The 26155-nt window shown below is 65.9% G+C and carries 23 protein-coding genes; 14 read left to right on the forward strand and 9 right to left on the reverse strand.

From position 1 onward, the window contains the following. The first annotated feature begins 62 nt into the window (after nt 1-62). The gene (locus tag P0645_RS03520) at nt 63-749 is read left to right on the forward strand and encodes an SIMPL domain-containing protein (RefSeq protein WP_284163169.1); all 687 of its coding nucleotides are present in this window, start codon (nt 63-65) and stop codon (nt 747-749) included. 35 nt (nt 750-784) lie between these two features. Here P0645_RS03520 and P0645_RS03525 read toward each other — a convergent pair whose 3' ends face one another. The 5 genes from P0645_RS03525 to P0645_RS03545 form a co-directional block, all read right to left on the reverse strand. Beyond that, a complete protein-coding gene (locus tag P0645_RS03525; protein ID WP_284163170.1) occupies nt 785-2071 on the reverse strand; it encodes an O-acetylhomoserine aminocarboxypropyltransferase/cysteine synthase family protein in 1287 nt (428 codons plus the stop codon). 146 nt (nt 2072-2217) lie between these two features. Then, a complete protein-coding gene (locus tag P0645_RS03530) occupies nt 2218-3090 on the reverse strand; it encodes a dimethyl sulfoxide reductase anchor subunit family protein (protein ID WP_284163171.1) in 873 nt (290 codons plus the stop codon). After that, complete coding sequence (locus P0645_RS03535) at nt 3090-3824, reverse strand: 4Fe-4S dicluster domain-containing protein (protein WP_284163172.1); 735 nt, start codon at nt 3822-3824, stop codon at nt 3090-3092. The genes P0645_RS03530 and P0645_RS03535 overlap by 1 nt, the downstream gene beginning before the upstream one ends. Then, nucleotides 3821-6643 carry a molybdopterin oxidoreductase family protein gene (locus P0645_RS03540; protein WP_284163173.1) on the reverse strand — a complete coding sequence of 941 codons (2823 nt, stop codon included), beginning with the start codon at nt 6641-6643 and terminating at the stop codon, nt 3821-3823. The genes P0645_RS03535 and P0645_RS03540 overlap by 4 nt, the downstream gene beginning before the upstream one ends. A 157-nt stretch (nt 6644-6800) precedes the next feature. Further along, nucleotides 6801-8465, reverse strand: coding sequence for a Na/Pi cotransporter family protein (locus P0645_RS03545; RefSeq protein ID WP_284163174.1), 1665 nt, complete (start codon nt 8463-8465; stop codon nt 6801-6803). 161 nt (nt 8466-8626) lie between these two features. On the opposite strand from P0645_RS03545, the gene P0645_RS03550 reads away from it, so the two are divergent. The 8 genes from P0645_RS03550 (at nt 8627) to P0645_RS03585 (ending at nt 16322) form a co-directional block, all read left to right on the forward strand. After that, nucleotides 8627-9175: a phytanoyl-CoA dioxygenase family protein gene (locus P0645_RS03550; protein ID WP_284163175.1), complete on the forward strand. Its 549-nt coding sequence runs from the start codon at nt 8627-8629 to the stop codon at nt 9173-9175. A gap of 107 nt (nt 9176-9282) precedes the next feature. Next, a complete protein-coding gene (locus tag P0645_RS03555; protein ID WP_284163176.1) occupies nt 9283-10185 on the forward strand; it encodes a LysR family transcriptional regulator in 903 nt (300 codons plus the stop codon). A gap of 185 nt (nt 10186-10370) precedes the next feature. Further along, nucleotides 10371-10856, forward strand: coding sequence for an ester cyclase (locus P0645_RS03560; RefSeq protein ID WP_284163177.1), 486 nt, complete (start codon nt 10371-10373; stop codon nt 10854-10856). Nucleotides 10857-10884: 28 nt separating this feature from the next. Next, a complete protein-coding gene (locus tag P0645_RS03565) occupies nt 10885-12036 on the forward strand; it encodes an ABC transporter substrate-binding protein (RefSeq protein ID WP_284163178.1) in 1152 nt (383 codons plus the stop codon). Nucleotides 12037-12132: 96 nt separating this feature from the next. Continuing rightward, nucleotides 12133-13125 carry an ABC transporter ATP-binding protein gene (locus P0645_RS03570; protein ID WP_284163179.1) on the forward strand — a complete coding sequence of 331 codons (993 nt, stop codon included), beginning with the start codon at nt 12133-12135 and terminating at the stop codon, nt 13123-13125. After that, complete coding sequence (locus P0645_RS03575) at nt 13122-14066, forward strand: ABC transporter permease (RefSeq protein ID WP_284163180.1); 945 nt, start codon at nt 13122-13124, stop codon at nt 14064-14066. The genes P0645_RS03570 and P0645_RS03575 overlap by 4 nt, the downstream gene beginning before the upstream one ends. After that, the gene (locus P0645_RS03580; protein WP_284163181.1) at nt 14056-14871 is read left to right on the forward strand and encodes an ABC transporter permease; all 816 of its coding nucleotides are present in this window, start codon (nt 14056-14058) and stop codon (nt 14869-14871) included. The genes P0645_RS03575 and P0645_RS03580 overlap by 11 nt, the downstream gene beginning before the upstream one ends. 14 nt (nt 14872-14885) lie before the next feature. Next, a complete protein-coding gene (locus tag P0645_RS03585) occupies nt 14886-16322 on the forward strand; it encodes a gamma-aminobutyraldehyde dehydrogenase (protein ID WP_284163182.1) in 1437 nt (478 codons plus the stop codon). Between the two features lie 93 nt (nt 16323-16415). Here P0645_RS03585 and P0645_RS03590 read toward each other — a convergent pair whose 3' ends face one another. Together P0645_RS03590 and P0645_RS03595 are read right to left on the reverse strand one after the other, a co-directional pair. Beyond that, nucleotides 16416-17573: a CaiB/BaiF CoA transferase family protein gene (locus tag P0645_RS03590; RefSeq protein WP_284163183.1), complete on the reverse strand. Its 1158-nt coding sequence runs from the start codon at nt 17571-17573 to the stop codon at nt 16416-16418. 97 nt (nt 17574-17670) lie between these two features. Beyond that, on the reverse strand, nt 17671-19515 hold the full coding sequence (locus P0645_RS03595; RefSeq protein ID WP_284163184.1) for an ABC-F family ATP-binding cassette domain-containing protein: 1845 nt from the start codon (nt 19513-19515) through the stop codon (nt 17671-17673). A gap of 177 nt (nt 19516-19692) precedes the next feature. On the opposite strand from P0645_RS03595, the gene ndk reads away from it, so the two are divergent. Then, entirely contained in the window at nt 19693-20115 is a 423-nt protein-coding gene (gene ndk / locus P0645_RS03600) for a nucleoside-diphosphate kinase (protein WP_284163185.1), read from the forward strand. A 107-nt stretch (nt 20116-20222) separates the two neighbouring features. On the opposite strand, the gene P0645_RS03605 is transcribed toward ndk, so the two are convergent. Further along, nucleotides 20223-20696 (reverse strand): GNAT family N-acetyltransferase, encoded by a 474-nt coding sequence (locus P0645_RS03605; RefSeq protein WP_284163186.1) that lies wholly within the window; start codon nt 20694-20696, stop codon nt 20223-20225. A gap of 116 nt (nt 20697-20812) precedes the next feature. Next, nucleotides 20813-21433, reverse strand: a complete 621-nt coding sequence (locus P0645_RS03610; RefSeq protein ID WP_284163187.1) for a YdeI/OmpD-associated family protein — start codon at nt 21431-21433, stop codon at nt 20813-20815. Nucleotides 21434-21602: 169 nt separating this feature from the next. Between P0645_RS03610 and alaS the strand changes: the two genes are divergently transcribed. The 4 genes from alaS (at nt 21603) to P0645_RS03630 (ending at nt 26045) form a co-directional block, all read left to right on the forward strand. Further along, entirely contained in the window at nt 21603-24263 is a 2661-nt protein-coding gene (gene alaS, locus P0645_RS03615) for an alanine--tRNA ligase (protein ID WP_284163188.1), read from the forward strand. Next, nucleotides 24260-24556 (forward strand): DUF1330 domain-containing protein, encoded by a 297-nt coding sequence (locus tag P0645_RS03620; RefSeq protein WP_284163189.1) that lies wholly within the window; start codon nt 24260-24262, stop codon nt 24554-24556. The genes alaS and P0645_RS03620 overlap by 4 nt, the downstream gene beginning before the upstream one ends. Beyond that, on the forward strand, nt 24556-25029 hold the full coding sequence (locus tag P0645_RS03625; protein ID WP_284163190.1) for an MOSC domain-containing protein: 474 nt from the start codon (nt 24556-24558) through the stop codon (nt 25027-25029). The genes P0645_RS03620 and P0645_RS03625 overlap by 1 nt, the downstream gene beginning before the upstream one ends. Nucleotides 25030-25247: 218 nt before the next feature. Beyond that, a complete protein-coding gene (locus tag P0645_RS03630; protein ID WP_284163191.1) occupies nt 25248-26045 on the forward strand; it encodes a class II glutamine amidotransferase in 798 nt (265 codons plus the stop codon). The last annotated feature ends 110 nt before the right edge of the window (nt 26046-26155 follow it).

Raw genomic sequence — 26155 nt, forward strand, 5'->3', positions numbered from 1 at the left:
AGGAATGGCTTGCGACAGACGTCATACATCCGAAAGTTGACGCGCACCTTTGGAGGATTCCCATGCGTATGATGACCGCCCTCGCCACTGTCGCCTGCCTCGCGACCCCGCTTCTGGCCGAGGAGCAGAGACCGATGATCACCGTGACCGGCGAGGGCGCGGTCGAGGTTGCGCCCGACATGGCGACGATCTCGCTTGGCGTGATGGTCACCGGCGAGACGGCGAAGGCCGCGCTCGACGCCAACAGCGCCGCCCTTGCCACGGTGATCGGCCAACTGAAGGCGTCGGGCATCGCCGACAAGGACATCCAGACCTCGAACCTGTCGCTGGGACCCGTCTATGACTACTCGTCCTCGGGCGGCGCGCAGAATGTGACCGGCTATTCCGCTTCGAACATGGTGACGGTCCAGGTGCGCGATATCACGAGCGTCGGTGCGGTGCTGGATGCGTCGGTGACCGACGGCGCGAATACGCTGAACGGCATCACCTTCGGCCTGCAGGAACCGGCGCCGCACATGGACGAGGCGCGCGCGCGGGCGGTCGCCGAGGCCCGGCGAAAAGCGGAACTGCTGGCGACGGCGGCGGGCACGAGCCTTGGGCCTGTCATCTCCATCAGCGAAAGCGGCAGCTACATGCCACCGATCCCGATGGCGGGCATGGCGTTCGAGAAATCGGACGCGGTGCCGGTCCAGGCCGGGCAACTGGCGATCACTGCGGCGGTTTCGGTGACTTACGCGCTTGGGCAATGACGGGGAAGGGCGCCGGTTTCCCGGCGCCCGCTCCTTCAGCCCGTCGCCTTCGCAAGCGCCTGATCCAGATCGGCGATGATGTCGTCGGCATCCTCGATCCCGATCGACACACGCACCACATTCGGCGCCGCCCCCGCCGCGACCTGCTGTTCGGGCGTGAGCTGGCGGTGGGTGGTCGAGGCGGAATGGATGACGAGCGAGCGGGTATCGCCGAGGTTCGCGACATGGCTGAAAAGCGCGAGATTATCGACAAGCTTCACGCAGGCCTCGTAGCCGCCCTTGACCGCGAAGGTGAAAAGCGCGCCCGCGCCCTTCGGCGTGATCTTCCTGGCCCGCTTGTAATAGGGCGAGGATTTCAGACCCGCGTAGGTCACGAATTCGACGCGGGGATCTTTCTCAAGCCATTCAGCGACTTGTCTGGCGTTCTTGACGTGCCGCTCCATGCGCAGCGACAGGGTCTCGATCCCCATCAGCGTGTAATGCGCGCCCTGCGGGTTCATGGTCATGCCGAGGTCGCGCAGCCCGACGGCGATGGAATGGAAGGTGAAGGCGAGCCCGCCGAGTGTCGGGTGGAAGGTCAGGCCGTGGTAGGCGGGCTCGGGCTGGCTGAGCGAGGGGAACTTGTCGGAGGCCGACCAGTCGAACTTGCCCGAATCCACCACGATGCCGCCCGTCACCGTGCCGTTGCCGGTGAGGTACTTGGTCGCCGAATGAACGACCAGCGTCGCGCCCATCTCGATCGGGCGGCAGAGCCAGGGGGTGGCGGTCGTATTGTCGACGATCAGCGGGATGCCCTTCTGGTCGGCGATTTTCGCAAGAGCCGGAATGTCGGAGACATAGCCGCCGGGGTTGGCGATCGTCTCGCAGAAGATCGCGCGGGTGTTCTTGTCGCAGGCCTTGCGCACGGCAGCCAGATCGTCGGTATCGACGAACTTGGCCGACCAGCCGAACCGCTTGATCGTCTGGCTGAACTGCGTGATCGTCCCGCCGTAAAGCCTTGATGAGGCAACGATATTCTTTCCAGGACCCATCAGCGGGAACAAAGCCATGATCTGCGCCGCATGGCCCGAGGAACAGCAGATCGCGCCCGCACCGCCTTCCAGCGCGCAGACCCGCTCGGCCAGGGCCGAAACGGTCGGATTGGTCAGGCGGGAATAGATATAGCCCACTTCCTGCAGGTTGAAGAGCCGCGCGGCATGGTCTGCATCTTTGAAGACATAGGCCGTCGTCTGATAGATCGGTACCTGCCGCGCCCCGGTTGCAGGATCGGGTTTGGCGCCCGCATGTATCTGCAACGTATCGAACCCCAAGCTCTTCGTCATCCGGCCCTCCTTCGGCAATGTTCGGGGCGACGTTAGGGCAAGTGTGGCGTGCAGGCAATCGGGCGGGCCGCTCATCCGGCCTTGCGGCCCTCTTCGCTGGGCCGTCCCCGCCGAAGAGCGCCCGCCCGGGCGCGATGAGGTGCCGGTCAGCGCGCGGGCGGGCGCCCGTAATAATGGCTCACCACATGCTCGGCCTCTGCGAAGAACAGCCAGCGCTGGACGAGGGTGCCGGTCAGGTGACTTGCGAAGGCCGTGACGGTCGTGACCGGGCCAGGCGGCAGGAGGGCGAGGAGCAGAGCAGGCAGCAGGCACGCGAGGACGAGCGCGATCAGCCGGAGTTTCCGGGCGTGCTTGCGGCCGACATGGAAGATCATCTCGCGCGTCACATAGCTTGCCGCAGTATGGGCCGCGAAAGGGCGTACCTGCCCCGTCAGGCCGGTGGCGGCGTTGATGCCCGATCCCGCAGCGGCGAAGCGCCGGTCGCCCACGCGCCAGGCAACAACCATGACCATCGCGAGGGCGAGGCAGATGAGCGCCGCACCCCATCCCCAGCCCGCGAGGATCGCGCCACCGGCGAGCGCAAAGGCGGCATAGGTGACCGGTGTCGTCCAGTGGTTCCAGCGAGGCACGGTTTTCAGTTGCGCGTAGATCATCGCGGTTGACAGGATCGTCGCGGCGGCAAGCAGCGCGGCGGCAGCGCCGAGAAGACCCGGTCCCGCGCCGCCCATCCGGCCGAGCGCGACGGGCGCGCTGAGGATCAGCGCGCCGGTGGCACACCAGGCCTCGCGCGACAGCCAGCTGGTGCGCCATTGGGTAAAGGCGCGCAGCGCCCGCGCGGGCCTTCCCAGATGGAAGGTCGAGGCGAGGAGGCCGGCAACGGCCAACGAGCCGCCCAGCAGAGAGGCGGCAAGCGCGCCAGGGCCGGTGCCGCCTGCGAGACCGAGGTTCAGGAGGAACAGAAAGCCGAAGCCCGCGCCGGACAGCGTGGTGAAGAGGATGACGGAGGCAGCCGGATGCATCAGAGCCGCTCCAGCAGCCTGTCGAGCCATCCGGCGAAGCCGCTGGCCCTGATGTCGAGAAGCGGCGCGAGCGGCGCGGCATCCGCCCCGCCCTTGGGCCGTGGCGGCAGATAGCGGTTGACCGGCTTCGTGCCAAGGTCCGGCATCAGTTCATAGCCGCCGCGCGCCGCGACAAGCTGGCTGACCGCGCTCGCCGGGTCGCCAAGATCGCCGAAATGGCGCGCGCCGGTCGGGCAGGTGCGGACGCAGGCGGGCACACGGTCTTCTTCCGGCAGAGTGTCGTTGTAAATGCGGTCGACGCACAATGTGCATTTCTTCATCACCCCTGCCTGGGCATCGAGCTCGCGCGCACCGTAGGGGCAGGCCCAGGCACAGAGACCGCAACCGATGCAGGCATCCTCGTTCACCAGCACGATTCCATCCTCGGCCCGCTTGTAAGAGGCGCCGGTGGGGCAGACGGTGACGCAGGGGGCGGTTTCGCAGTGCAGGCACGATCGCGGGAAGTTGACGATCTGGGCGGGACCCTCGGCGGGCGCAACCTCATAGCTATGAACGCGGTTGAGGAACGTCCCGCAAGGGTCTGATCCGTAAGCATCATCATCCGACAAGGGCGCGCCGTAGCCCTGATCGTTCCAGCCCTTGCAGGCGGTGACGCAGGCCTGACAGCCGACGCAGGTGTCAAGGTCGATGACGAGGCCGAGTTTCTTTTGCGGAGGCGGCGGAAGAGAGGTCATGCCGCTCCTTTCCCGTCAGATGCCAAGGATTTTCGAAAATCCTTGGCAAAATCCTTCGAAGGATTTTGCCCGGGCAGAACCGGAAACTGCGGCTCGGCCATGTCCTTCGGCTCCACCCGCTCGACCCGCACCCGCAGGTCGAACCAAGCGGCCTGGCCAGTCACGGGGTCGGAATTCGACCAGCGCCGCCCGTCGCCGCGGTCTGGAAGAAGTTCGTCTATCAGGTGATTGAGAAGAAAGCCTTTTGTCGCCTCTGTCGCATCCTCGGACAGGGCCCATGCCCCCTTGCGCTTGCCGATCGCGTTCCAGGTCCAGACCGTATGATCATTCAGCGCCGCCATATGGGCGACCGGGACCACGATTTCGCCGGACGGCGAGGTCACCCGCGCCCAGTCTCCATCCTGAAAGCCCTGGGCCGACCAGACCGAAGTCGGCAGGTACAGGGGATTATGACCATGGATCTGGCGGAGCCAGGCATTCTGCGAGCCCCAGGAATGATACATCGCCATCGGTCTTTGGGTGATGGCGTGAAGGGGAAAGCTCGCGTCCCTTTCGGCGGCGGGATACCAGGTCGGAAGCGGATCCATCGTCGCGCGGATGCGGGTGCGCAGATGGTCGGGCGGCTGGCGCTCGTGATAACCTTCGGCGGCGAGTTGAAAGCGCCGCATCGGTTCGCAATACAGCTGGAAGAGGTAGGGTTGCGGCACATCGTAGAAGCCCATCCTCACAGCCCAATCCTGATAGGCCTTGTTCCAGGGCTTGAAGAAACGCGCCTCATGAGGAATTTCGGCTGCGTGGAAGCCGCCGCTCGCGATATAGGCGTTCAACTGGTTGGGGTTGGCTGCGCCGCGCCCCACCGCCCCGCCGTCGCCGCGCCAGCCGATCAAGGCGCCGATGCCGGGGCGGCGTTCGTGGCGCACGATATAATCGGCATAATCGCGGTACTTCGGCCGCCCGTCCTCGGTCACGAAGCCGGGCAGGCCAAGCCGCCCGCCGAGGTCGATCAGCACCGACTGGAAGCCGCGCACGTCCCTGTCCGGTTCGCTGACCGGCCAGCGGATCGCGTCGGCGGCATGGTCGGCCTCCGAAATCGGCCGGTCGAGAAGCGAGATGCAGTCGTGGCGTTCCAGATAGGTCGTGTCGGGCAGGACAAGGTCGGCATAGGCCACCATCTCGCTCGCGTAGGCGTCGGAATAGATGATACGCGGGATCTTGTAGTCGCCGTTGCCGTCCCTGGCGGTCAGCATCGCCATGGTCTCGGCCGTGTTCATCGACGAATTCCAGGCCATGTTGGCCATGTAAAGCATCAATGTGTCGATCGGATAGGGATCGCCCGCTACCGCGTTCGAGATGACCATATGCATCATGCCATGGCAGGACAGCGGGTTTTCCCAGGTGAAGCCCTTGTCGATGCGGGCGGGCGTCTGGTCGTCGAGCTTCAGCGCCAGATGTTCGGGGCCCTGCGGAAAGCCCAGGTGCGGGCCATCGAGCGGGCGGCCGGGCATGAAATAGCTGTGCGGCGTGGGATGGGCATGGGCGGGCTTGGGGTAGGGCGGCTTGAAGCGGAAGCCGCCCGGCACCTCGACGGACCCCAGAAGGATCTGCAGGACATGCAGCGCGCGCGCCGTCTGAAAGCCGTTGGCATGGGCCGAAATGCCGCGCATCGCATGGAAGCTGACGGGGCGGCCGACCATCCTTTCGTGCCGCTCGCCGCGGAAGTCGGTCCAGGGCTGGTCGATGGTGACGGGATGGTTGAAGGCGGCGTCGGCGATCTCGGCGGCAAGCGCGCGAATGCGCGGGGCGGGAATGCCGCAGCGCTCGGCCACCGCCTCCGGCGCATGTTCGGGGGCAAGGTAGCGTTCCGCCATATGCTGAAAGACGGTCCGGCAACCTTTCCAGGTGGCGCCCAGATCAGGCCGCGCGCCCGGCTGGTCGTAGGGCGCGGGCTGGCCGGTCGCGCGGTCGATGACGATGGGCTTTCCCAGTTCGTCGCGGATCAGAAGGCCTTTCTCCTCGCCCTCGGTCTCGTCGATCAGGCAGGGGGCGTTCGTGTAACGAGCGAGGTAGTCGAGGTCGATCTGGCCTGCCAGAAGAAGCTCGTGGATGAGCGCGAGGATCAGGAGGCCGTCGGTGCCCGGCGTGATCCCGTACCAGTCGTCGGCCACCGCGCTATAGCCGGTGCGGACCGGATTGACCGACAGGAAGCGCCCGCCCTGGGCCTTCAGCTTGCCGATGCCCATCTTGATCGGGTTCGAATCATGATCCTCGGCCACACCGAACATCACGTAAAGCCGCGTCCGGTCCCAGTCGGTCTGGCCGAATTCCCAGAAGGCGCCGCCCATCGTGTAGATGCCCGCCGCCGCCATGTTGACCGAACAGAAACCGCCGTGCGCGGCATAGTTCGGCGTGCCGAAATTCTGTGCCCAGAAGCTGGTGAAGCTCTGGCTCTGGTCGCGGCCGGTGAAGAAGGCGAGCTTTTCCGGCGCCGTGGCGCGCAGGGGGCCGAGCCACTGGACGGCAAGGCCAAGCGCCTCGTCCCAGGAAATCTCCTCGAAGGCCCCCGATCCTCGGGGGCCAACGCGTCGTAAGGGCGCGCGGAGCCGCGAGGGCGCGGTCACCTGCATGATGCCGGACGCGCCTTTGGCGCAAAGTACGCCCCTGTTCACCGGATGGTCGCGGTTGCCCTCGATATAGCTGACCTTGCCCGACTTCAGATGCACATTGATCCCGCAGCGGCAGGCACACATGTAACAGGTCGTCTGGCGGACCTCGTCGGAGACCTTCGGCGACCTGTCCAGTTCCGGTTCCCGCAGAATCATGCCTGTCCCCATTCGCCTCACTCTGATGTTCGGCGCGGCGGGGGCGCAATGCAATGGTTATGTCTGGACATATGGGCCGCTCGTCAAGCCTTGCGGCTTTCCTCGCTTTGGTTGCCCGGCGAAGAGCCCTGCAAGGGGCGATGAGCCGCCCCTCCCGTCAGCCTTTCGCCCGGGTAAGGCGGCTCGACAGAAGGTCGCCGGTTTCCGACAGGATCGGATAGGCGACTTGGGTGAAGGAAGTGTTCACCTGCTTGAGCGCGCGGAGCGTTTCCTGATGGATGTTCGAGGTTTCGATCGACTCGGTGCGGCCCTCCTTCAGCCGTTCGAGGTGCGAGCGTTGCAGCGCCTGTTCGATGTCGCGCACATGGTCCTTTTCCTCGACCAGCGCGCGGGCTGCGTCGGGATTGAGCGTCATCAGCACGTTGAGCGCCGCCTGCGCGTTCGACAGGACACGGTCGTGGAAATCGGCGATCTCTCGCTGGCCGGTTTCGGAGAAGCTCAGGCCATCCTGATCCAGTCGTTGGGCGAGTGTGAGCATGGTCTGGCTGATCACGTTGCCTGCGGTTTCAAGGTTGACCGCCATTTCGGCGAGGTCGAGCGCCTTGTGGCGCATCTCGTCGCTGATGTCGGCGCGCTGCAGCTTGGCCAGGTAGAGCTTGGCATCAAGGTGGATTCGGTCGACCTCCTCTTCCTTGCGGCGGATCGCTTCGGCGGCGATTGCGTCCCAGGCGGAATAAAGGCCGGTGACCGCGCGCAGCATCGCCTCGACCTGTTCGCCCATCTGAAGGATCTCACGCGCGGCGCAGGCGAGCGCGCGGCCGGGGGTGGCGAGAGCGGCGGGGTCGAGTGCGCTGACACGGTCGAGGTGCGCGGGCTGGGCGGGCGGCGCGACCAGCCGGTCGGCGATCTTCATCAGCGGGCCGGTGAAGGGAAGGGCCAGAAGCAGGATGGCGAGGTTGAAAAGGAGGTGCAGGTTGATGACCTGCCGCGCGGGGCTGGCGCCGATCGCGTCGAGCGGCAGTTGCAGCATCGACAGGGCGAGAAGCGCCAGAAGCGCGCCGCCCCCGCGCACGATCAGGTTCGCCATCACCACCCGCCGCGCCGCGATGTCGGAGCCGAGCGTCAGCATGAAGGCGATGAAGGAGCCGCCGAGATTGGCGCCAAGCACCATCGCCGCCCCGGCGCTGACCGGCAGGACATGCGAGGCCGAAAGCGTCACGAAGAGAAGGACGGCCGCGACCGAGGAATGGACCGCCCAGGCGAAAAGCGCGCCGAGCGCGAAGGCAGTCAGGGGATCGCCGCCCAGATAGGCAAGCGCCGCCATCACGCCCTTGGCCTCGCGCAGGGGCTCGGTTGCGTCGCGGATCATCGAGAGCGAGACGAAGATCAGCGCAAGCCCGATCAGCACCCGACCCGCCATCCGCCATTCGCGCGCGGTGGACTTCTGGAATATCGCGACACCGCCGACCAGAAGGACGGGTACAAGCCAGTCGGCGCGAGCGACAAGGAGCTGGGCGACGATGGCCGAGCCGAGATCGCCGCCGAGAAGGACGGCGAGGCCCGCCGTCGCTGCAAGCGTTCCGGCCGCGACGAAATTCGAGGTGAGGATCGCGACCGCCGTCGAACTTTGCAGCACCACCGCCGCGCCGGTTCCGGCGAGCGCCGCCGCAATCCGGTTCTGGCCGCCCCGTCTCAGCCAGGCGCGCAGCTGGACGGCCCAGCCCCGCTCGACCCCCGTCCTGACCAGCCGGACCGCCCAGATGAGAAGGGCGGCGGCCCCGGCGACATGGAGTACGAAGAGCAGCGGCGAGGTTTCGGGCATGGGGCGCGGATCCTTTCGACTCAGTGGGTCACCGGAAATGTCATAAAACTGTTACAATCACGGACCGCTGCCCGGCGCAACGGAGCGCGGGCGGAAATTCGTGGTAACCTACAGATATCCCGCCCGGTTGACAGCGGCGCAACAGCGGTCAATCTCGGCGCATGTCGGACCTTGCCCAGGACTTTGAGAAAACCGGACGGCTGTGGCTGCGCGCCGCGCTGTCGGCTTCGGAGGTCGAATCGTTCGTTCGCTGTTTCGCACAGGATGGCAGGCCCGGCGCGCGGCTTGATCTGGACGAGGCCTTCGCGCCCGGCGCGCCGCTTGCCCGGGCGCTTGCACCCGTGGTGGGTAAGGCACGGGCGGTGCGTGCGGTCGCCTTCGACAAAGGCGCGAAGGCAAACTGGGGCGCGCCCTGGCATCAGGACCGAATAATTGCCGTCAGGGGGCGGCATGAGGTGCCGGGCTATGGCAACTGGTCCTGCAAGGGTGGCACTTGGCATTGCGAGCCGCCGCTGGCGCTTCTGCAGGGCATGTTCTTTGTGCGGCTGCACGTCGATCCGGCTCATGCCGACAATGGCCCGATGGAGATCGCGGTCGGCAGCCATCTGGCGGGGGCCGTGCGCGACAGCGAGGCGGAAGCGCGCGCGGCGGACCATGCGCAGGAGTCTGCCTTGGCGCGCCTGGCGACATTCTGGTGCTTCACATGCTGACGCTCCATCGCTCGCGCCCGGCGCGCGTGGCGACCACGAGGCGTGTCCTGAGGATCGACTATGCCGCGGGTGGGCTGCCCGCGCCCCTCGACTGGGCGGCGTGACCGATGGCCTTCACGCTCCGCCAGTTGCAGTTCTTCGTCGCCGCCGCCGGACAGGCCTCGGTCTCGGGTGCTGCGCGGGCGCTGTCGATCTCTCAATCCTCGGTGACCGAGGCGATCCAGGCGCTGGAGGACGATCTGGGCGTCACGCTTTTCGAGAGGAAGGCGCGGGGGCTGGAACTGACGCACAAGGGGTCGCTCTTCCTGCGTCACGCCACCCAGATCCTTGCCGATGTCTCGACCGCGCGCATGGCCTTTCGCGAGGAAACCGGCGATCTGGGCGGCGCTTTGTCGCTGGGCGTCACCTCGCTGGTCGCGGGCTATGTTCTGTCTGACATTCTCTCGCGTTTCCGCCGCGCCTTCCCCAAGGTCGAGGTCACGGCGGTCGAGGACAATGCCGACTATCTGCAGCATCTTCTGATCGGCGGCGAACTGGATGTGGCGGTCGTCCTGACCTCTTCCATCCGTGACCGGGCGGCGATGCAGGTGGAATCGCTTCTGGTCTCGCCCTATCGGCTGTGGCTGCCCACGGGGCACCGGCTGAACGAGGCAGAAGCGATCACGCTTGACGATCTGGCGGGCGAGCAGCTGATCGTGCTGACCGTGGACGAGATCGAGGAATCGACGCGGCGACTGATGGCGGCCCTGTCGGTCAAGCCCGACATCGCCTTCCGCACCCGGTCGGTCGAGGCGGTGCGGTCGCTGGTCGCGACCGGGGCGGGGGTGGCGCTTCTGCCCTCGCTCGTCTACCGGCCCTGGTCTCTGGAGGGCGACCGGATCGAAATCCGCGACGTGTCGGGCGATCTGCCGTCGGTGCAGGTGGGGCTGGTCTGGCGCAAGGGCGCGCCGCTGTCGCAGGTGGCACGGAATTTCATCCGTGCGGCGCAAAGCGCGGTGCCGGAGCGCTGAGGCGCCGCGGGCAGGCCGCTCGTCGAGCCCTGCGCGCTCTCCTCGCTTATGCAAGGCGCCCGCACCCATCGGAAAAACCGATTTCTCCGTTCTTTGTTTTGATATTGCGATTGATCCTTGGCGGGCGCAGACTTTCGGCGATGTCTGGGGGCGCCAGATGCGCCCGTTACATCCTGGGGGAAAAGATGAGCTTCATTTCGCAGTCGTTCCGCGCCGCCGCTGTCGTCGGCGCCTGCCTGTTGTCCACCGGCGCCTTCGCGCAGGATGCGCTGTCGGTCGTCACCGGCTATCTCGCCGCCTGGAATGCCCATGACGGTGCGGCGGCGGCGGAATTCTTCGCCGACAACGGCAGCTATTACGACGCCTCGGTCGGTACGCCGGTCGAGGGCAGGGAAGCGGCGAAAACCCAGGTGATCGACGCTTTCCTGAACGCCGCGCCGGATGCGGTCTGGGCGATGGACGGCGATCCGATCGTCGCGGGCGATGCGGTCGCCTTCGAATGGACTTTCTCGGGTACCAACAGCGGTGCCTGGGCGGACGGCACTGAGGCAACCGGCAAGAGCTTCAGTTTCCACGGCGCCTCGGTCTTCCGGATCGAGGGCGGCAAGATCGCGCACCAGGCGGATTACTACGACGCGCTTGGTTTCTACAAACAGCTCGGGCTTATGTGAGCGACCCGGGCAAACAGGGAGACGGCTGATGAAAAAGATCCTGATTTCCACCACGATCCTTGCGTTTGCGGCATCAAATGCCGCTGTCGCACAGATGACGGCGGTGGGCGACGGCGAGGGTGAACTCTCCATCGTCGCCTGGCCGGGCTATATCGAGCGGGGCGAGACAGACAAGGCCTATGACTGGGTGACGAAGTTCGAGGAGGCGACGGGCTGCAAGGTCTCGGTCAAGACGGCGAATACGTCCGACGAGATGGTCGCGCTGATGAACGAGGGGGGCTTCGACCTTGTCACCGCCTCGGGCGACGCCTCGCTCAGGCTGGTTGCGGGCGGGCGCGTTCAGGCGGTCAACACCGACCTCATCCCTTCCTGGTCGAAGATCGACGAGCGGCTGCAGAACGGCGCCTGGTTCACAGTGGATGGCACGCATTATGGCGTGCCCTACCAGTGGGGGCCGAACGTGCTGATGTACAATACCCAGACCTTCCCCGAGGCGCCGAAGAGCTGGTCGGTGGTGTTCGAGGAGCAGACCCTGCCGGACGGCAAGTCGAACAAGGGCCGCGTGCAGGCCTATGACGGGCCGATCCATATCGCCGACGCCGCGCAGTACCTGATGGCGCACAAGCCGGAACTCGGCATCACCTCGCCTTACGAGCTGAACGAGGATCAGTACAAGGCGGCGCTCGACCTTCTGCGTCAGCAGCGCGAACTGGTCGGCCGCTACTGGCATGACGCCTTCATCCAGATCGACGATTTCAAGAACGAGGGCGTCGTCGCCTCCGGCTCCTGGCCGTTCCAGGTCGGGCTTCTGGCGGGCGAGGGCCAGCCGGTCGCCTCGACGATCCCGGAAGAGGGTGCGACGGGCTGGGCCGACACGACGATGCTGGCGACCGACGCCAAGCATCCGAACTGCGCCTACAAGTGGATGGAACATACGTTGTCCTCGAATCTGCAATCCGACCTGTCGGTCTGGTTCGGGTCGGTCCCGGTGACGCCCGCCTCCTGCACCGACGGGTCGGGCATGCAGACCGTCGAGGGCTGCACGGCGAACGGTCTGGATGATTTCGACAAGATCCGCTTCTGGACAACGCCGGTCGCCAATTGCAGCCAGGGCGAGGGCGCCTGCGTGCCCTACTATCGCTGGGTGTCGGACTATATCGGCGTGATCGGCGGACGCTGAGCTTTGAACCCGTAGGATGGGCAATATTGCCCATCCTACAGCCTGACGCGCCGGACGCGGTCCGGGGCGCTTTTTTCCTGCATCCGGACCGTGCCCATGATCCCTGCCGTCGAATTCCGCTCCGTCTCGCGCCATTTCGGTGCGGTGAAGGCCGTCGACAAGGTCGACCTCACGATCGAGGAAGGCTCGTTCTTCGCCATGCTCGGGCCGTCGGGGTCGGGCAAGACCACCTGCCTCAGGCTGATTTCGGGGTTCGAGAGCCCGACGGCGGGCGAGATCCGCATCTTCGGTGAGGCGAGCGGCGCGGTGCCGCCGAACCGGCGCAATGTGAACACGGTCTTTCAGGACTACGCGCTCTTTCCCCACATGAACGTGCGCGACAATGTAGCCTACGGGCTGATGGTCAAGGGCGTGGGACGATCCGCCCGCCATGCCAAGGCGGAAGAGATGCTGGCGCTTGTCCATCTCGACGGGTTCGGCGAGCGCAAGCCCGCGCAGCTTTCCGGCGGCCAGCGCCAGCGGGTGGCGCTTGCCCGGGCGCTGGTGAACGAGCCGAAGGTGCTGCTTCTCGACGAACCTCTCGGTGCGCTCGACCTGAAGCTGCGCGAGGCGATGCAGGACGAACTGAAAAGCCTGCAGCAAAGGCTTGGCATCACTTTCGTCTTCGTCACCCATGATCAGGGCGAGGCGCTTTCCATGGCCGACCGGGTCGCGGTCTTCGCCGATGGCCGGGTGGCGCAGGTCGGCACGCCCGCCGAGATATACGAACAGCCCGCCAACCGGTTCGTCGCCGATTTCGTCGGCTGCTCGAACGTCCTGCCGCCCGATCAGACCCAACGGTTCGGCGGCCCGGCCCGCTGGGCGAGCCTCAGGCCCGAGGCGATCCGGCTGGACCCCGGGCAGGGCGGCACGGTGCGCGGCCGCGTCACCGGCTTGCGATACCTCGGCGCCGCGACACGGGTTGTACTTGATTGCGGCGGCCACGAACTGGCCGCCCAGATCCCCGCCGGGGCCGCCGTCCCGGCCGTGGGCGAGGAGGTGGGCCTCGGCTGGCAGGTCCAGTCCCTTCACCTGATGGAGAAGGAATGATGCCCGCCTCCTCGCAGCCCACCCCCGCGCGAGAGATTGCCGAACGGCTGACGGCGCTTTTCTGGAAGCGGCCGGGCATCCTGCTCGCGCTGCTTCTGGCGCCGCCGCTTCTGTGGCTTGGCGTTGTCTATGTCGGCTCGCTCATCGCGCTTCTGTGGCAGAGCTTCTATTCGATCGACCCGTTCTCGGGCGTGGTCGTGCGGGAATTCACGCTGAAGACCTATGGCGAGCTGCTGCTTCCCCAGAACTACGACATCATACTGCGCACCGTGACCATGGCAGCGGCCGTGACGCTGGCGTCGGCCGTGTTGGCATTTCCCATTGCCTTCTATGCCGCACGCTTCGCAAAAGGCCGCTGGAAGGCAGTCTTCTATCTCGGCGTCATGCTGCCCTTGTGGTCCTCCTATCTGGTCAAGGTCTACGCGTGGAAGCTGATCCTCGCAAAGGAAGGGATCGTTACCTGGGCGGCGAACGGCATCGGCGCGGGCAGTCTGCTTGACGCGGTCCTTTCGATCCCGGTCATCGGTGGCAATTCGCTCTCCACTTCCTTCATCGGCACCTTCACCGTCTTCGTCTATGTCTGGCTGCCCTACATGATCCTGCCGATGCAGGCTTCGCTGGAGCGGGTGCCGAAATCGATGCTGGAAGCCTCGGCCGATCTCGGCGCCGGGGGCCTCCGCACGCTCTGGAGCGTCACTCTGCCGCTCGCGCTGCCGGGCATCATCGCGGGCTCGATCTTCACCTTCTCGCTGACCTTGGGCGATTACATCATCCCTCAGATCATCGGCAATTCGGCAAATTTCATCGGCATGGCGGTCTATTCGCTGCAAGGTACCGCCGGGAACATCCCGCTCGCCGCCGCCTTCGCGGTAATTCCGATCCTGATCATGCTCGTCTATCTGGCCATCGCGCGCCGTCTGGGGGCCTTCGATGCGCTCTGACCGTCCTCCCTTTATCCTCACCGCGGGTGCCATCGGCGGCTTGCTGTTCCTCCACCTGCCGATCCTTCTGATCTTCCTCTATGCCTTCACGACCGAGGAGAAGAGCTACCAGTTCCCGCCGCCCGGCCTGACCACCGAATGGTTCGGCGTCGCCTGGAACCGTGCCGACATCTGGCCGCCGCTCTGGCTGTCCGTCAAGGTCGCCACGATCGCCTCTTGCCTCGCGCTCATTCTCGGCACGCTCTGTGCCGCCGCGATGGCGCGGGCCAGGTTCTTCGGCCGCGACACGATCTCGCTTCTCGTCATCCTGCCCATAGCCCTTCCCGGCATCATCACCGGCATGTCGCTGCGCTCGGCCTTCGCCGTCGCCGACATTCCCTTCTCGATGTGGACGATCATGCTCGGCCACGCGACCTTCTGCATCGTCATCGTCTATAACAACGCCGTCGCGCGCTTTCGTCGCCTGGGCTCCTCGATGCTGGAAGCATCCGCCGACCTCGGCGCCAACGCCTTCCAGACCTTCCGCTTCGTGATCCTGCCCAATCTCGGCACCGCGCTTCTCGCGGGGGGCATGCTCGCCTTCGCGCTTTCCTTCGACGAGGTGATCGTCACCACCTTCACCGCAGGCACCGGCAACGCGGCCAAGACCCTGCCGATCTGGATGCTGGACGAGCTTGTCCGCCCGCGCCAGCGCCCCGTCACCAATGTCGTCGCCATCGTCGTCTTCATGGCGACCTTCCTGCCCATCCTCGCAGCCTATTACCTGACCTCCGGCGCCGAAGAGACGGCGGGCGGCGGCAAATGAAAGGACCCCGACCCATGACCAGGGATTTCGATACGTCGCTTCTGATCGGCGCCGCGCTGGAGGCGGGGCATGAGACAGCGGAAAAGGTGCTGAACCCGCGGACCGGCGCCCTGATCCTCGAGGTGCCCGAGGCCTCGACCGACCAGATCGACCGGGCGGTCGCCGCCGCGCGCAGGGCCTTCGAGACCTGGTCGCGCACGACGCCTGCAGACCGGTCGGCCGCGCTCCACAGGATCGCCGACGCGATCGAGGCCGACGCCGACGCTTTCGCGGCGCTCGAGGCCCTGAACTGCGGCAAGCCGATCAATGCCGCGCGGGGTGACGAGATCCCGGCCGTCGTCGATTGCTTCCGCTTCTTCGCGGGCGCCGTCCGCGTCCAGCATGGGGCGGTGGCGGGCGAATATCTCGCGGGCCACACCTCGATGATCCGCCGCGATGCGGTGGGTGTCGTCGCCTCGATCGCGCCCTGGAACTATCCCCTGATGATGATGGCCTGGAAGCTTGCCCCGGCCATCGGCGCGGGCAACACCATCGTCTTCAAGCCATCCGAACAGACGCCGCTGACCGCGCTGAAACTCGCCCGCACGCTTGCGGGCCTGCTGCCCGAGGGCGTCGTGAACATCGTCCCGGGCCGGGGCGAGACGGTGGGGAGTTACCTCATCAACCATCCCGGCGTCGACATGATCTCGCTGACCGGCGATGTGGCCACCGGCAAGAAGATGCTGGTCGCCGCGTCGAAATCGGTCAAGCGCACCCATCTGGAACTCGGCGGCAAGGCACCGGTCGTCGTCTTCGACGATGCCGACCTGGGCGCGGTCGTCGAGGGGCTGCGCGCCTTCGGCTATTACAACGCCGGGCAGGACTGCACCGCGGCTTGCCGGGTCTACGCAGGCAAGAAGGTCTATGACAAGCTCGTCGCCGACCTGACGTCCGCCGTCGGCACCATCGCCATCGGTCAGGACGACGACACGGTGAACGAGATCGGCCCGCTCATTTCGATGCGCCAGCGCGACCGGGTGGCGAGCTTCGTCGAACGCGCCCGCGAACTGTCGCATGTCGAGATCACTACCGGCGGGGCCGCGATGGGGCAGGGCGGCTTCTATTACCAGCCCACCGTCATCGCCGGCGCCCGCCAGGAAGACGAGATCGTGCGGCGCGAGGTCTTCGGCCCCGTCGTGTCGGTCACGCCCTTTTCGGACGTCGATCAGGCGGTGGCCTGGGCGAACGAGGGCGACTATGGCCTCGCCTCCTCGGTCTGGACCCGCGACGTGGGTCGCGCGATGGAGACGGCGGCACGGCTCCGCTATGGCTGCACCTGGATCAACACCCATTTCATGCTGGTCAATGAAATGCCGCATGGCGGACTGAAGCAGTCGGGCTACGGCAAGGACCTGTCGACCTATGCGATCGAGGATTATTCGGTCGTCCGCCATGTGATGGTCAGGCACTGAGCCGGGGATCCCTCCTTCTTCTTTGCCCAAATACTCCGGAGGGGTCCGGGGAGGCAGAGCCTCCCCGGCGGGTCGGCGCCGAAGGCGACGAAATCAGCCCTGCCTCCCGTCCAGCCAGCCGAGGATCGCCGCGCGGTCGCCGTCGAGCCGTGGCGCGGCCGCGCGTGCGGCGGGCTCGGGCACTCCTGACATCTTCACCGGATTGCCCGCCGCCACGAAGCCGGGCCTGCCCGGCTCCGCGGCGACCGGAAGGACCATGTTGCGCGCCAGAACCTGCGGATCGGCCAACGCCTCGGCCATGTCCTGCACGCGCCCCGTCGGCACGCCCGCCGCCTCCAGCGCCGCGATCCACTGGGCGCTGGTGCGTTCCAGCGTGATCGCCTCGATCCGGCGCTTCAGAAGATGGACATTCTCGCAGCGCGCCGCGTTGGTGGCAAAGCGCGGGTCCGCGGCCAGCACCGGATCGCCGAGCACCGCAGCCAGACGGGCAAAGAGCGCATCGTTCCCCGCCGCGATCACGAAGAACCCGTCCGATGCGCGGAAGGTCGAGAAGGGCGTGATCGTCGGATGGCGCGCACCGGTGCGGCCGGGGGCCGTTCCGGTCGCGGTGGTGATCGCAAGCGCATGTTCCTGAATGGCGATCTGGGCGTCGAGCATGGAAATATCGATCTTGGCGCCCCGGCCGGTCTTGAGGCGCGCGAGGAGGGCGGCCAGCACGCCCTGCACCAGATACATCCCCGCCACGATATCGCCGATCGAGGCGCCGACGCGCACCGGCGGGCCGTTTTCCTCGCCGGTGATCGACATGACCCCGCCGCGCGCCTGCACGACCATGTCATAGGCAGGCTTGCCCGCCTCCGGCCCAGTATGGCCAAAGCCCGAGACCGCGCCATAGATCAGGCGGGGATGGCGACTGTGCAATGTCTCCCAGCCGTAGCCGAGGCCTTCCATCGTGCCGGGCCGGAAGTTCTCAAGCACCACGTCCGCCCGCGCCAGAAGCCGCTCGAAGATCGCGCGGTCGGCGTCGGCCTTCAGGTCGAGCGCGATCGACTGCTTGCCGTGGTTCAGCGCGGCGAAATAGGCGCTTTCGCCCTGGAGGAAGGGCGGAAAGGCCCGCGTATCGTCACCGGTGCCCGGCCGCTCGACCTTGATCACCCGTGCGCCGAAATCCTGCAGCTGCGTCGAGGCGAACGGCCCGGCAAGTACATGCGTGAGGTCGAGGATGATGACGCCGTCGAGCGGAGAAGGCATGCGGGCACCTCAGAAGCGGACTATCCGAGCCTAGGACCAGACTGCAACCCCGGCAAGGCGGGCAGATTCATCGGCAGTCTCGGCTTTCAGTGACGGCTCAAGCTTCCGCCGCCTCCAGCTTCTCGGCTGCTTTCATCCACAGGTCCTCGGCCCGGTCGAGCCCCTCCATCACCTCGGCATATTTCTTCTGCCAGACAACGGCCTCGTCCGGGCGCTCGTAGAGCGCGGGATCTGCGAGTTTCACCGCCAGCCGGTCGCGCATCTCGTTCAGCTTCGCGAGCCGTTCCTCGCATTTCCGCACTTCGGCCTTCAGCGCCAGAAGCGCCTCGCGTGACGGTTTGAGCGCCTTTTCCTTCGGCTTCTCGGCGGGCTTTTCCGTCTCGTCGCCCGCCAGAAGCTCCTTGCGGTAGTCTTCAAGATCGCGCGCATAGGGCGCGACCGCGCCCCCCTTCACCAGCCACAGCCGGTCGGCGACCAGGCCCAGAAGATGCATGTCGTGGCTCACAAGGATCACCGCGCCGGAATATTCGGTCAGCGCCGTCACCAGGGCCTCGCGGCTTTCGATGTCGAGGTGGTTCGTGGGTTCATCGAGGATAAGCAGGTGGGGGGCGTCAAGCGTCGCCAGCAGGAGCGACAGCCGCGCCTTCTGGCCGCCCGAGAGGCGCCCGACCAGAGTCTCCGCCTGGTCCGCGCCAAGCCCGAAACCCGCAAGCCGCGCGCGCAGCTTCGCCTGCCCCTCGTCGGGCCGCTGGCGCTGGATATGCTGCAGCGGCGTTTCGTCGAGGTGCAGTTCGTCGACCTGATGCTGGGCGAAATAGCCGATTCGCAGCTTCGAGGAGCGGGTGAAGGTTCCGCCCTGCGCGGGGAGTTTCCCTGCGAGGAGTTTCGAGAGCGTCGACTTGCCCTCGCCATTGCGGCCCAGCAGCGCGATCCGGTCGTCCTGGTCGATCCTGAGCGAGAGGCGTCGCAGAACGGGCGGGCCGTCATAGCCGACCGAGGTACCCTCCATCGTTATGATCGGCGGCGACAGTTTTTCGGGCTCGGGGAATGAAAAGACCACCTTCTTCGCTTCTTCGGGCGCAAGGATCGGCTGCATCTTTTCCAGCATCTTCACGCGGCTTTGCGCCTGCACCGCCTTCGAGGCCTTGGCCTTGAACCGATCGACGAAGCTCTGCAGATGCGCCCGCCGCGCCTCCTGCTTCTTCGCCTCTGCCGCCTGCACCGCGCGCAGTTCGGCGCGCTGGCGGGCGAACTGGTCGTAGGGGCCCGACCAGTAGGTCAGCTTGCGGTTCTCAAGATGCAGGATCGAGCCGACGGCGCGGTTCAGAAGGCCGCGGTCGTGGCTGATGATGATGACCGTATGGGGATATTTCGCGAGATAGCTTTCCAGCCACAAGGCGCCTTCAAGGTCGAGGTAGTTGGTCGGTTCGTCCAGCAACAGCAGGTCGGGCTGGGCGAAGAGAACGCCAGCGAGCGCCACCCGCATCCGCCAGCCGCCGGAGAAATCCGAACAGGGGCGCAGCTGGTCCTCGGGCTCGAACCCGAGGCCCCGGAGGATCGCGGATGCCCGGCCCTCTGCCGACCAGGCGTCGATATCGGCCAGCCGGTGCTGAATTTCAGCGATCCGGTGGGGATCGGTCGCATGGTCGGCTTCGGCTATGAGCGCCGCGCGCTCGGTGTCTGCCGCCAGAACCGTATCGAGAAGCGAGGTCGAAGAGGATGGCACCTCCTGCGCCACGCCGCCGATCTTGGCGCGCGAGGGCAGGGCGATCTCGCCGCCCTCCAGCGCAAGGTCGCCCCGGATCAGCCGGAAGAGCGTGGTCTTGCCCGTGCCGTTCTGGCCGACGAGCCCCACCTTGTGACCGGTCGGGATGGTGGCCGAGGCGCCCTCGAACAAAGGGCGCCCCTCGACCGAATAGCTGATGTCGGAAATCCTGAGCATGGGCGCGCCTTAGCAGAGGCGGGCGGACCCGAAAAGCTCTGCCCTTTCATTCTGACGCAAATATCCCGGGGGTTTGGGGGCGGCGCCCCCAAGCGGCTTCCCTTCCAGCCCGACCCGTGCTAGGGCGCGCGCCATCCAAGTCCCGGGCCGCCGCGCCCCCAATCAGATGAGACCGACATGGCCACCGAACGCACCCTCTCCATCATCAAGCCCGACGCCACCAAGCGCAACCTGACCGGCGCCATCGTCGCCAAGTTCGAGGACGCGGGCCTGCGCGTCGTCGCTTCGAAGCGCATCCATCTGTCGATGGCGCAGGCGGGCGCCTTTTATGCCGAGCACAAGGAACGCCCCTTCTATGGCGAACTGTGCGCGTTCATGGCGTCCGAGCCGGTCGTCGTGCAGGTGCTGGAAGGCGAGGGCGCGATCGCCAGGAACCGCGAAGTGATGGGCGCGACCGATCCCGCACAGGCCGCCGACGGCACGATCCGCAAGCTCTTCGCCCTGTCGAAGGGCGAGAACTCGGTCCACGGCTCCGACAGCCCGGCTTCGGCCGCGCGCGAGATCGGCTTCTTCTTCTCGGGCCTTGAGCTGGTCGGCTGAGCCTTTCAGCTGCGAGGACTATCGGAACGGGCCGCCCTTGCGCGGCCCGTTTTGTTTTTGCGTCCGGGTTGGGGATGGTAACGATGCGGACGAAGCTGCCGTTCGGCTCAGCTGGTTTCCTCTTGGCGCTTTGGCAGTCGTCGCTTTTGAAAACCGGTTCTCGATTGTTCGAAACCTGCGCTTTCATAGAAAGACAAGGTGGCAGGCCGTGTCGATCCTGTACTCAGCATGACTTTGTAGCACTCATAGTTCCAAGCGCGTTCACACGCCGCATCGAGAATAGCCTTGCCAAGCCCTTTTCCTCGGTGGTTACGATGCGTGACCACATTCTCAATGACCGCATAGGGCCTTCCGCCCCTTGATAAATTTGGAACTACGATAAGCGTGCATGTCGTCAAAGCCACGCCGTTAATCTCGCCCAAAAGCACAGCACTGCCATCAATCCGGCTGATCTTGGAGATATTCGCTTTCGCTAGTTCGAGCGGGCATCTCTCATTGTCAGATGACAGAAAATCATAGGGCGTCAGCAATGCCTCAGCGTCATCGGCCGATGCTTCGCGAGTTCGGATATCACAGTTCATACACCAATTTTGACTGGGATTCTGCGTCTGCACAATCATGCACCTTGGACTCAAAGCCGACACGCATAGCTGGGCCGAAGCGGTTTCAAGGTAAATTCCATCTTTCCATTTCGGCCCTACCGCTCCTGCGCCCCCTTGCCCGCAATGATCCTCTCGCGCCACGACAGAATGCGGGCGCGGCGGGTCTCGGGGCGTTTGGCGGAGGCGAGGGCGATGACGTAGCTTTTCTGCCGGCCGGGCGTGAGGGCCTGGAAGGCTTCGGCCAGTGCGGGGTCGGCGTCGAGCGCCTCGAGCAGGTCTTCGGGCAGGTCGGGCGTGCTTGTATCGCGGGGTGGCTTCAAGCCTGCTTCGGCATAGCTCATCGCCTCCTTCAGATACGCGGCGATGATGGCGGCGCGGGCGTCGGGTTCACCGTTCTCGGTGAAGCGGATCAGGTCGGGGTGGCGGCTGTTCGGGCCGGAGGGTTCCAGCACCCGCTCGGGGTCCTTCATCAGGGCGGCGTTGAAGAAGGTCAGGCGGAAGTCGCCGCGAAAGGCGCCGATCAGCGCGATGTTGCGGCGCGCGTGCATGTAGCAGGGATGGCCCCATTTGACCCGTTCCTCCAGCCCCGCTGCAAGGCAGAGGCGCCGTAGCACGGCAAGGCCCGGCGCCCAGTGGCGGGTCGAACAGTCGGGTGTCGCAAAGCGCGGGCAGCGGCCGCAGCCTTTCGCGAAGAAATCCTCGATCTCGGTGATCATCGACTCATGCCTCCGGCCGGTCGCCCCGGACGATCATCTTGCGGAACGAATTCGATGGAAAGCCGTTCCTTGCCTCGCCGTGCCGCAGTGCGGAAAACGCCGTGGACAGGGGGAAAGGCGGGCGCTAAACCGGCAAGGCTAAGGACTTTGCCCGAAGGACCGCCCGCCCATGGCCTCGCTGAACGACATCCGCTCGACCTTCCTCGACTTCTTCAAGCGCAACGGGCATGAGGTCGTCGCCTCCTCGCCGCTGGTGCCGCGGAACGACCCGACGCTCATGTTCACCAACTCGGGCATGGTGCAGTTCAAGAACCTTTTCACCGGGGTCGAGACGCGGGATTACAAGCGCGCGACCACCTCGCAAAAGTGCGTGCGCGCGGGCGGCAAGCACAATGACCTCGACAATGTGGGCTATACCGCGCGGCATCATACATTCTTCGAGATGCTGGGGAATTTTTCCTTCGGTGACTATTTCAAGGAAAGCGCCATCCCCTTCGCCTGGGAACTGCTGACCAAGGATTTTGGCCTCGACAAGTCGCGGCTGCTGGTCACCGTCTATCACACCGATGACGAGGCGGCGTCGATCTGGAAGAAGGTGGCGGGCCTGCCCGACGACCGCATCATCCGCATCGCCACGGACGACAATTTCTGGCGCATGGGCCCCACGGGGCCCTGCGGCCCCTGCACCGAGATCTTCTATGACCACGGCCCCTCGATCTGGGGCGGCCCGCCCGGCTCGGCCGAGGAGGATGGCGATAGGTTCATCGAGATCTGGAACAACGTCTTCATGCAGAACGAGCAGTTGCCGGACGGCAGCCTGCGCGTTCTCGACATGCAGTCGATCGACACCGGCATGGGGCTGGAACGGATCGGCGCGCTTTTGCAGGGCAAGCATGACAATTACGACACCGACCTGATGCGGTCGCTGATCGAGGCCTCGGCGCATGCCACGTCGAGCGACCCCGACGGGCCGGGCAAGGTTCATCACAGGGTCATCGCCGACCATCTGCGCTCGACCTCGTTCCTGATCGCCGACGGGGTGATGCCGTCGAACGAGGGCCGGGGCTATGTGCTGCGCCGGATCATGCGCCGCGCCATGCGGCATGCGCATATGCTGGGTGCGGCCGATCCGGTGATGCACCGGCTGGTGCCCGCGCTCGTGCGCCAGATGGGTGGCGCCTATCCGGAACTGGTGCAGGCCCAGGCTTTGATCGAGGAAACGCAACGGCTGGAAGAGACGCGTTTCCGCCAGACGCTGGACCGCGGCCTTGGCCTTCTGGCCGAGGAGGTCGGGAAGCTTGGCGAAGGCCAGCCTCTGCCGGGTGCGGCGGCCTTCAAGCTTTATGACACTTACGGCTTCCCGCTGGACCTGACGCAGGACGCGCTGCGCGAACAGGGCCGCGAGGTCGATGTCGCGGGTTTCGATCATGCGATGGCCGAACAGAAGGCCAAGGCCCGCGCCGCCTGGGCGGGCTCGGGCGAGGCCAAGGATGCCGCGATCTGGTTCGAGCTGGCCGACAAGCATGGCGCGACCGAATTCCTCGGCTATGACACGGAGACGGCGGAGGGCCAGATTGCGGCGCTTGTCGCCGACGGCAAGGAAGTGGGCAGCGCCGCGACCGGCGAAAAGCTGCAGATCGTCGTGAACCAGACGCCCTTCTATGCCGAGAGCGGCGGGCAGGTCGGCGACAGGGGCCTCATCCGCACCGACACTGGCCTTGCGACCGTGACCGATACGAAGAAGGCGCAGGGCGTCTTCATTCACCTGGCCGAAGTGACCGAAGGCCAGATCGCGCGCGGCCAGCCCGCGAAGCTGGAGGTCGCGCATGGCCGCCGCAGCGCGATCCGCGCCAACCATTCGGCGACGCACCTGTTGCACGAGGCATTGCGCCGGGCACTGGGCGATCACGTCGCGCAGAAGGGATCGCTCAATGCCGAAGACCGGCTGCGCTTCGACTTTTCCCATTCCAAGGGGCTGACGGGCGAGGAGCTGGCCACGGTCGAGGCCGAGGTGAATGCGTTCATTCGCCAGAATTCGACGGTCGAGACGCGGATCATGACGCCGGACGATGCGCGCGGCCTGGGGGCGCAGGCGCTCTTTGGCGAGAAATACGGCGACGAGGTGAGGGTTGTATCGATGGGTCGTTTGTCGGGTTCGGGAAAGGGCCTGGATGGAGCGACCTATTCGTTGGAGCTGTGCGGCGGCACCCATGTGGCGCGGACGGGCGACATCGGCGCCTTCGTGGCGCTGGGCGACAGCGCGTCGTCGGCCGGCGTGCGGCGGATCGAGGCGCTGACGGGCCAAGCGGCGCTGGACCATCTGCGCGGACAGGACCGGCGGCTTTCTGATGTAGCCTCGACCTTGAAGGCCCAACCGCAGGATGTGGCCGACCGGGTGAAGGCGCTGATGGACGAACGGCGCAGCCTGCAGAACGAGGTCGCGCAACTGCGCCGCGAGCTGGCGATGGGTGGTGGCGGTAGCGGTCCGGATGCTAAAGAGATCAACGGGGTGAAGTTCATTCCTCAAGTGGTTTCTGGCGTCTCCGGCAAGGACCTGCCCGCGCTGGTCGACGAGCTGAAGGCGCGGATCGGGTCGGGTGCCGTGCTCGTCGTGGCCGACACCGGTGGCAAGGCGGCGGTGGCGGCGGGCGTGACCGCCGACCTGACGGCGCGGCTTTCGGCCGTCGATCTGGTCAAGGCGGCTGCCGAGGCGCTGGGTGGCAAGGGCGGCGGTGGTCGCCCCGACATGGCGCAGGCGGGTGGTGCGAGTGCCGAGAATGCCGAAGGCGCGATCCGGGCCGCCGAGGCGGTGATCGGAGGGATGAAATGAGCGAAACCAAGGGAGCCTTCTGGATCGCCCATGTAAAGGTGCTGGATGCCGAGCGCTATGGCAAGTATGCCGCACTTGCGGGTCCGGCCATTGCCAAACATGGTGGCACCTTCCTGGCCCGTGGCGGGCGCTATGTGCAGCTTGAAGGCAATGACAGGCCGCGCAATGTGGTCGCGCGCTTCCCCTCGCTGGAGGCGGCGGTCGCCTGCTATCACAGCCCTGAATATCAAGAGGCGCTGAGCCACGCCAAGGGCGCGTCGGAACGCGACCTGATGGTGGTCGAGGAAGGCTGATGGAAGGAGCACTCGCCCGGCTGCTGGCGACCCTTGCCGGGCCGGGGCGGGTGGTCTGGATCGGGCTCAGGCCCGCGCGCCGGGCGGCGATGGCCGCCGTGGAGGCAGCCGATATCGGGCCGGAGGGCCTTGCGGGCGATCATGCGCGGCCGGGCCGGCGGGCGCTGACGCTTTTGCAGGCCGAGCATCTGCCGGTGATCGCGGCGCTGGCGCAGCGAGGCGAGGTCGCGCCCGAGACGCTGCGGCGCAACCTGCTGATTTCCGGCCTGAACCTTTCGGCGCTGAACGGACAACTCGTGCGGGTCGGAGCCGCCCTGATCCGCCTGACCGGCCCCTGTGCGCCCTGTTCCAGGATGGAAGAGGCGCTGGGCAGGGGCGGCTACACGGCGATGCGGGGTCATGGCGGCTGGTGCGCCGAGGTCATCGCGCCGTGCAGGGTGGCGCGCGGCGATGTGGTCGTTCCGGAGGGCTGATGCACAGGCTTTCCGGGGAATTTCTGAAAAACGTCCTGGTGAACTGAACAAGTGTGGAAAATAGTTCTGATAGTCTGAAAGATTGCAGAACGCCTTACCTTTACAGTCAGGCCGCCCATGCTATTTTCGCCATAATCCCGGCGAAAGGGTCTGGTAAGACCCCTGTGCAAGACTGGGGCGGGCAGCGCGCGACTGGCGCGAAGTGAAGGGTGAAGGCCATGTGCAGATGGGCCGCCTATATCGGGCAACCGATCTTTATCGAGGATATCGTCAGCCGTCCGGGCCATTCGCTCGTCCAGCAAAGCCATTGTGCGAGCGAATGCAAGACGGCGATCAATGCCGATGGGTTCGGGCTCGCCTGGTATGGCGACCATCCTGAACCGGGCCTTTTCCGCGACATCCTGCCCGCCTGGTCGGACCCGAACCTCGCCTCGATCACCCGTCAGGTGAAGTCGCGCCTGTTCCTGGCGCATGTCCGCGCTTCGACAGGCACCGCGACCAGCCGCAACAACTGCCATCCGTTCGCGGTCGGGCGCTGGTCCTTCATGCACAACGGCCAGATCGGCGGCTATGACCGCTTTCGCCGCGATGCCGAGATGATGATCCCCGATGAGTTGTACCCCCACCGCAAGGGCGCGACCGACAGCGAGGCGCTGTTTCTGATCGCCCTGGCCGAAGGTTTGGACAACGACCCGAAAGGCGCGCTGGAGCGCGCCACCGCGCGGATGGAGGCGCTATCGCGCCACAAGGGCACGACGCCGCATTTCCGCATGACGGCGGCCTTCACCGACGGCCAAACGCTCTACGCGGTGCGTTATGCCTCGGACGATCACGCACCCACGCTCTATCATCGATGGTCCGACACGCGCGGGGGCAGGGCGGTCGTGTCCGAGCCGCTGGAGGCCGGCGAATGCTGGGAGGCGGTGCCTGCGGGGTCGTTCTGCACGTTCGAAGGTCCGGATGTGCAGGTGGCGGCGTTCCGTCCGGCATCGGAAGCCGCTTTGGCGGCCGAATAGGCCGGACGGGCGGCGGCTCGTTGCTGGACTTCCTCTGTTGGACCTGGCGTCCGATCTCACAATTCCGCCACATTGGTCTTCTAGCAGAAATCATCCTATGATTGTGGTGA

Source organism: Frigidibacter sp. SD6-1 (genome assembly GCF_030143255.1).
Taxonomy (GTDB): domain Bacteria; phylum Pseudomonadota; class Alphaproteobacteria; order Rhodobacterales; family Rhodobacteraceae; genus TMP-24.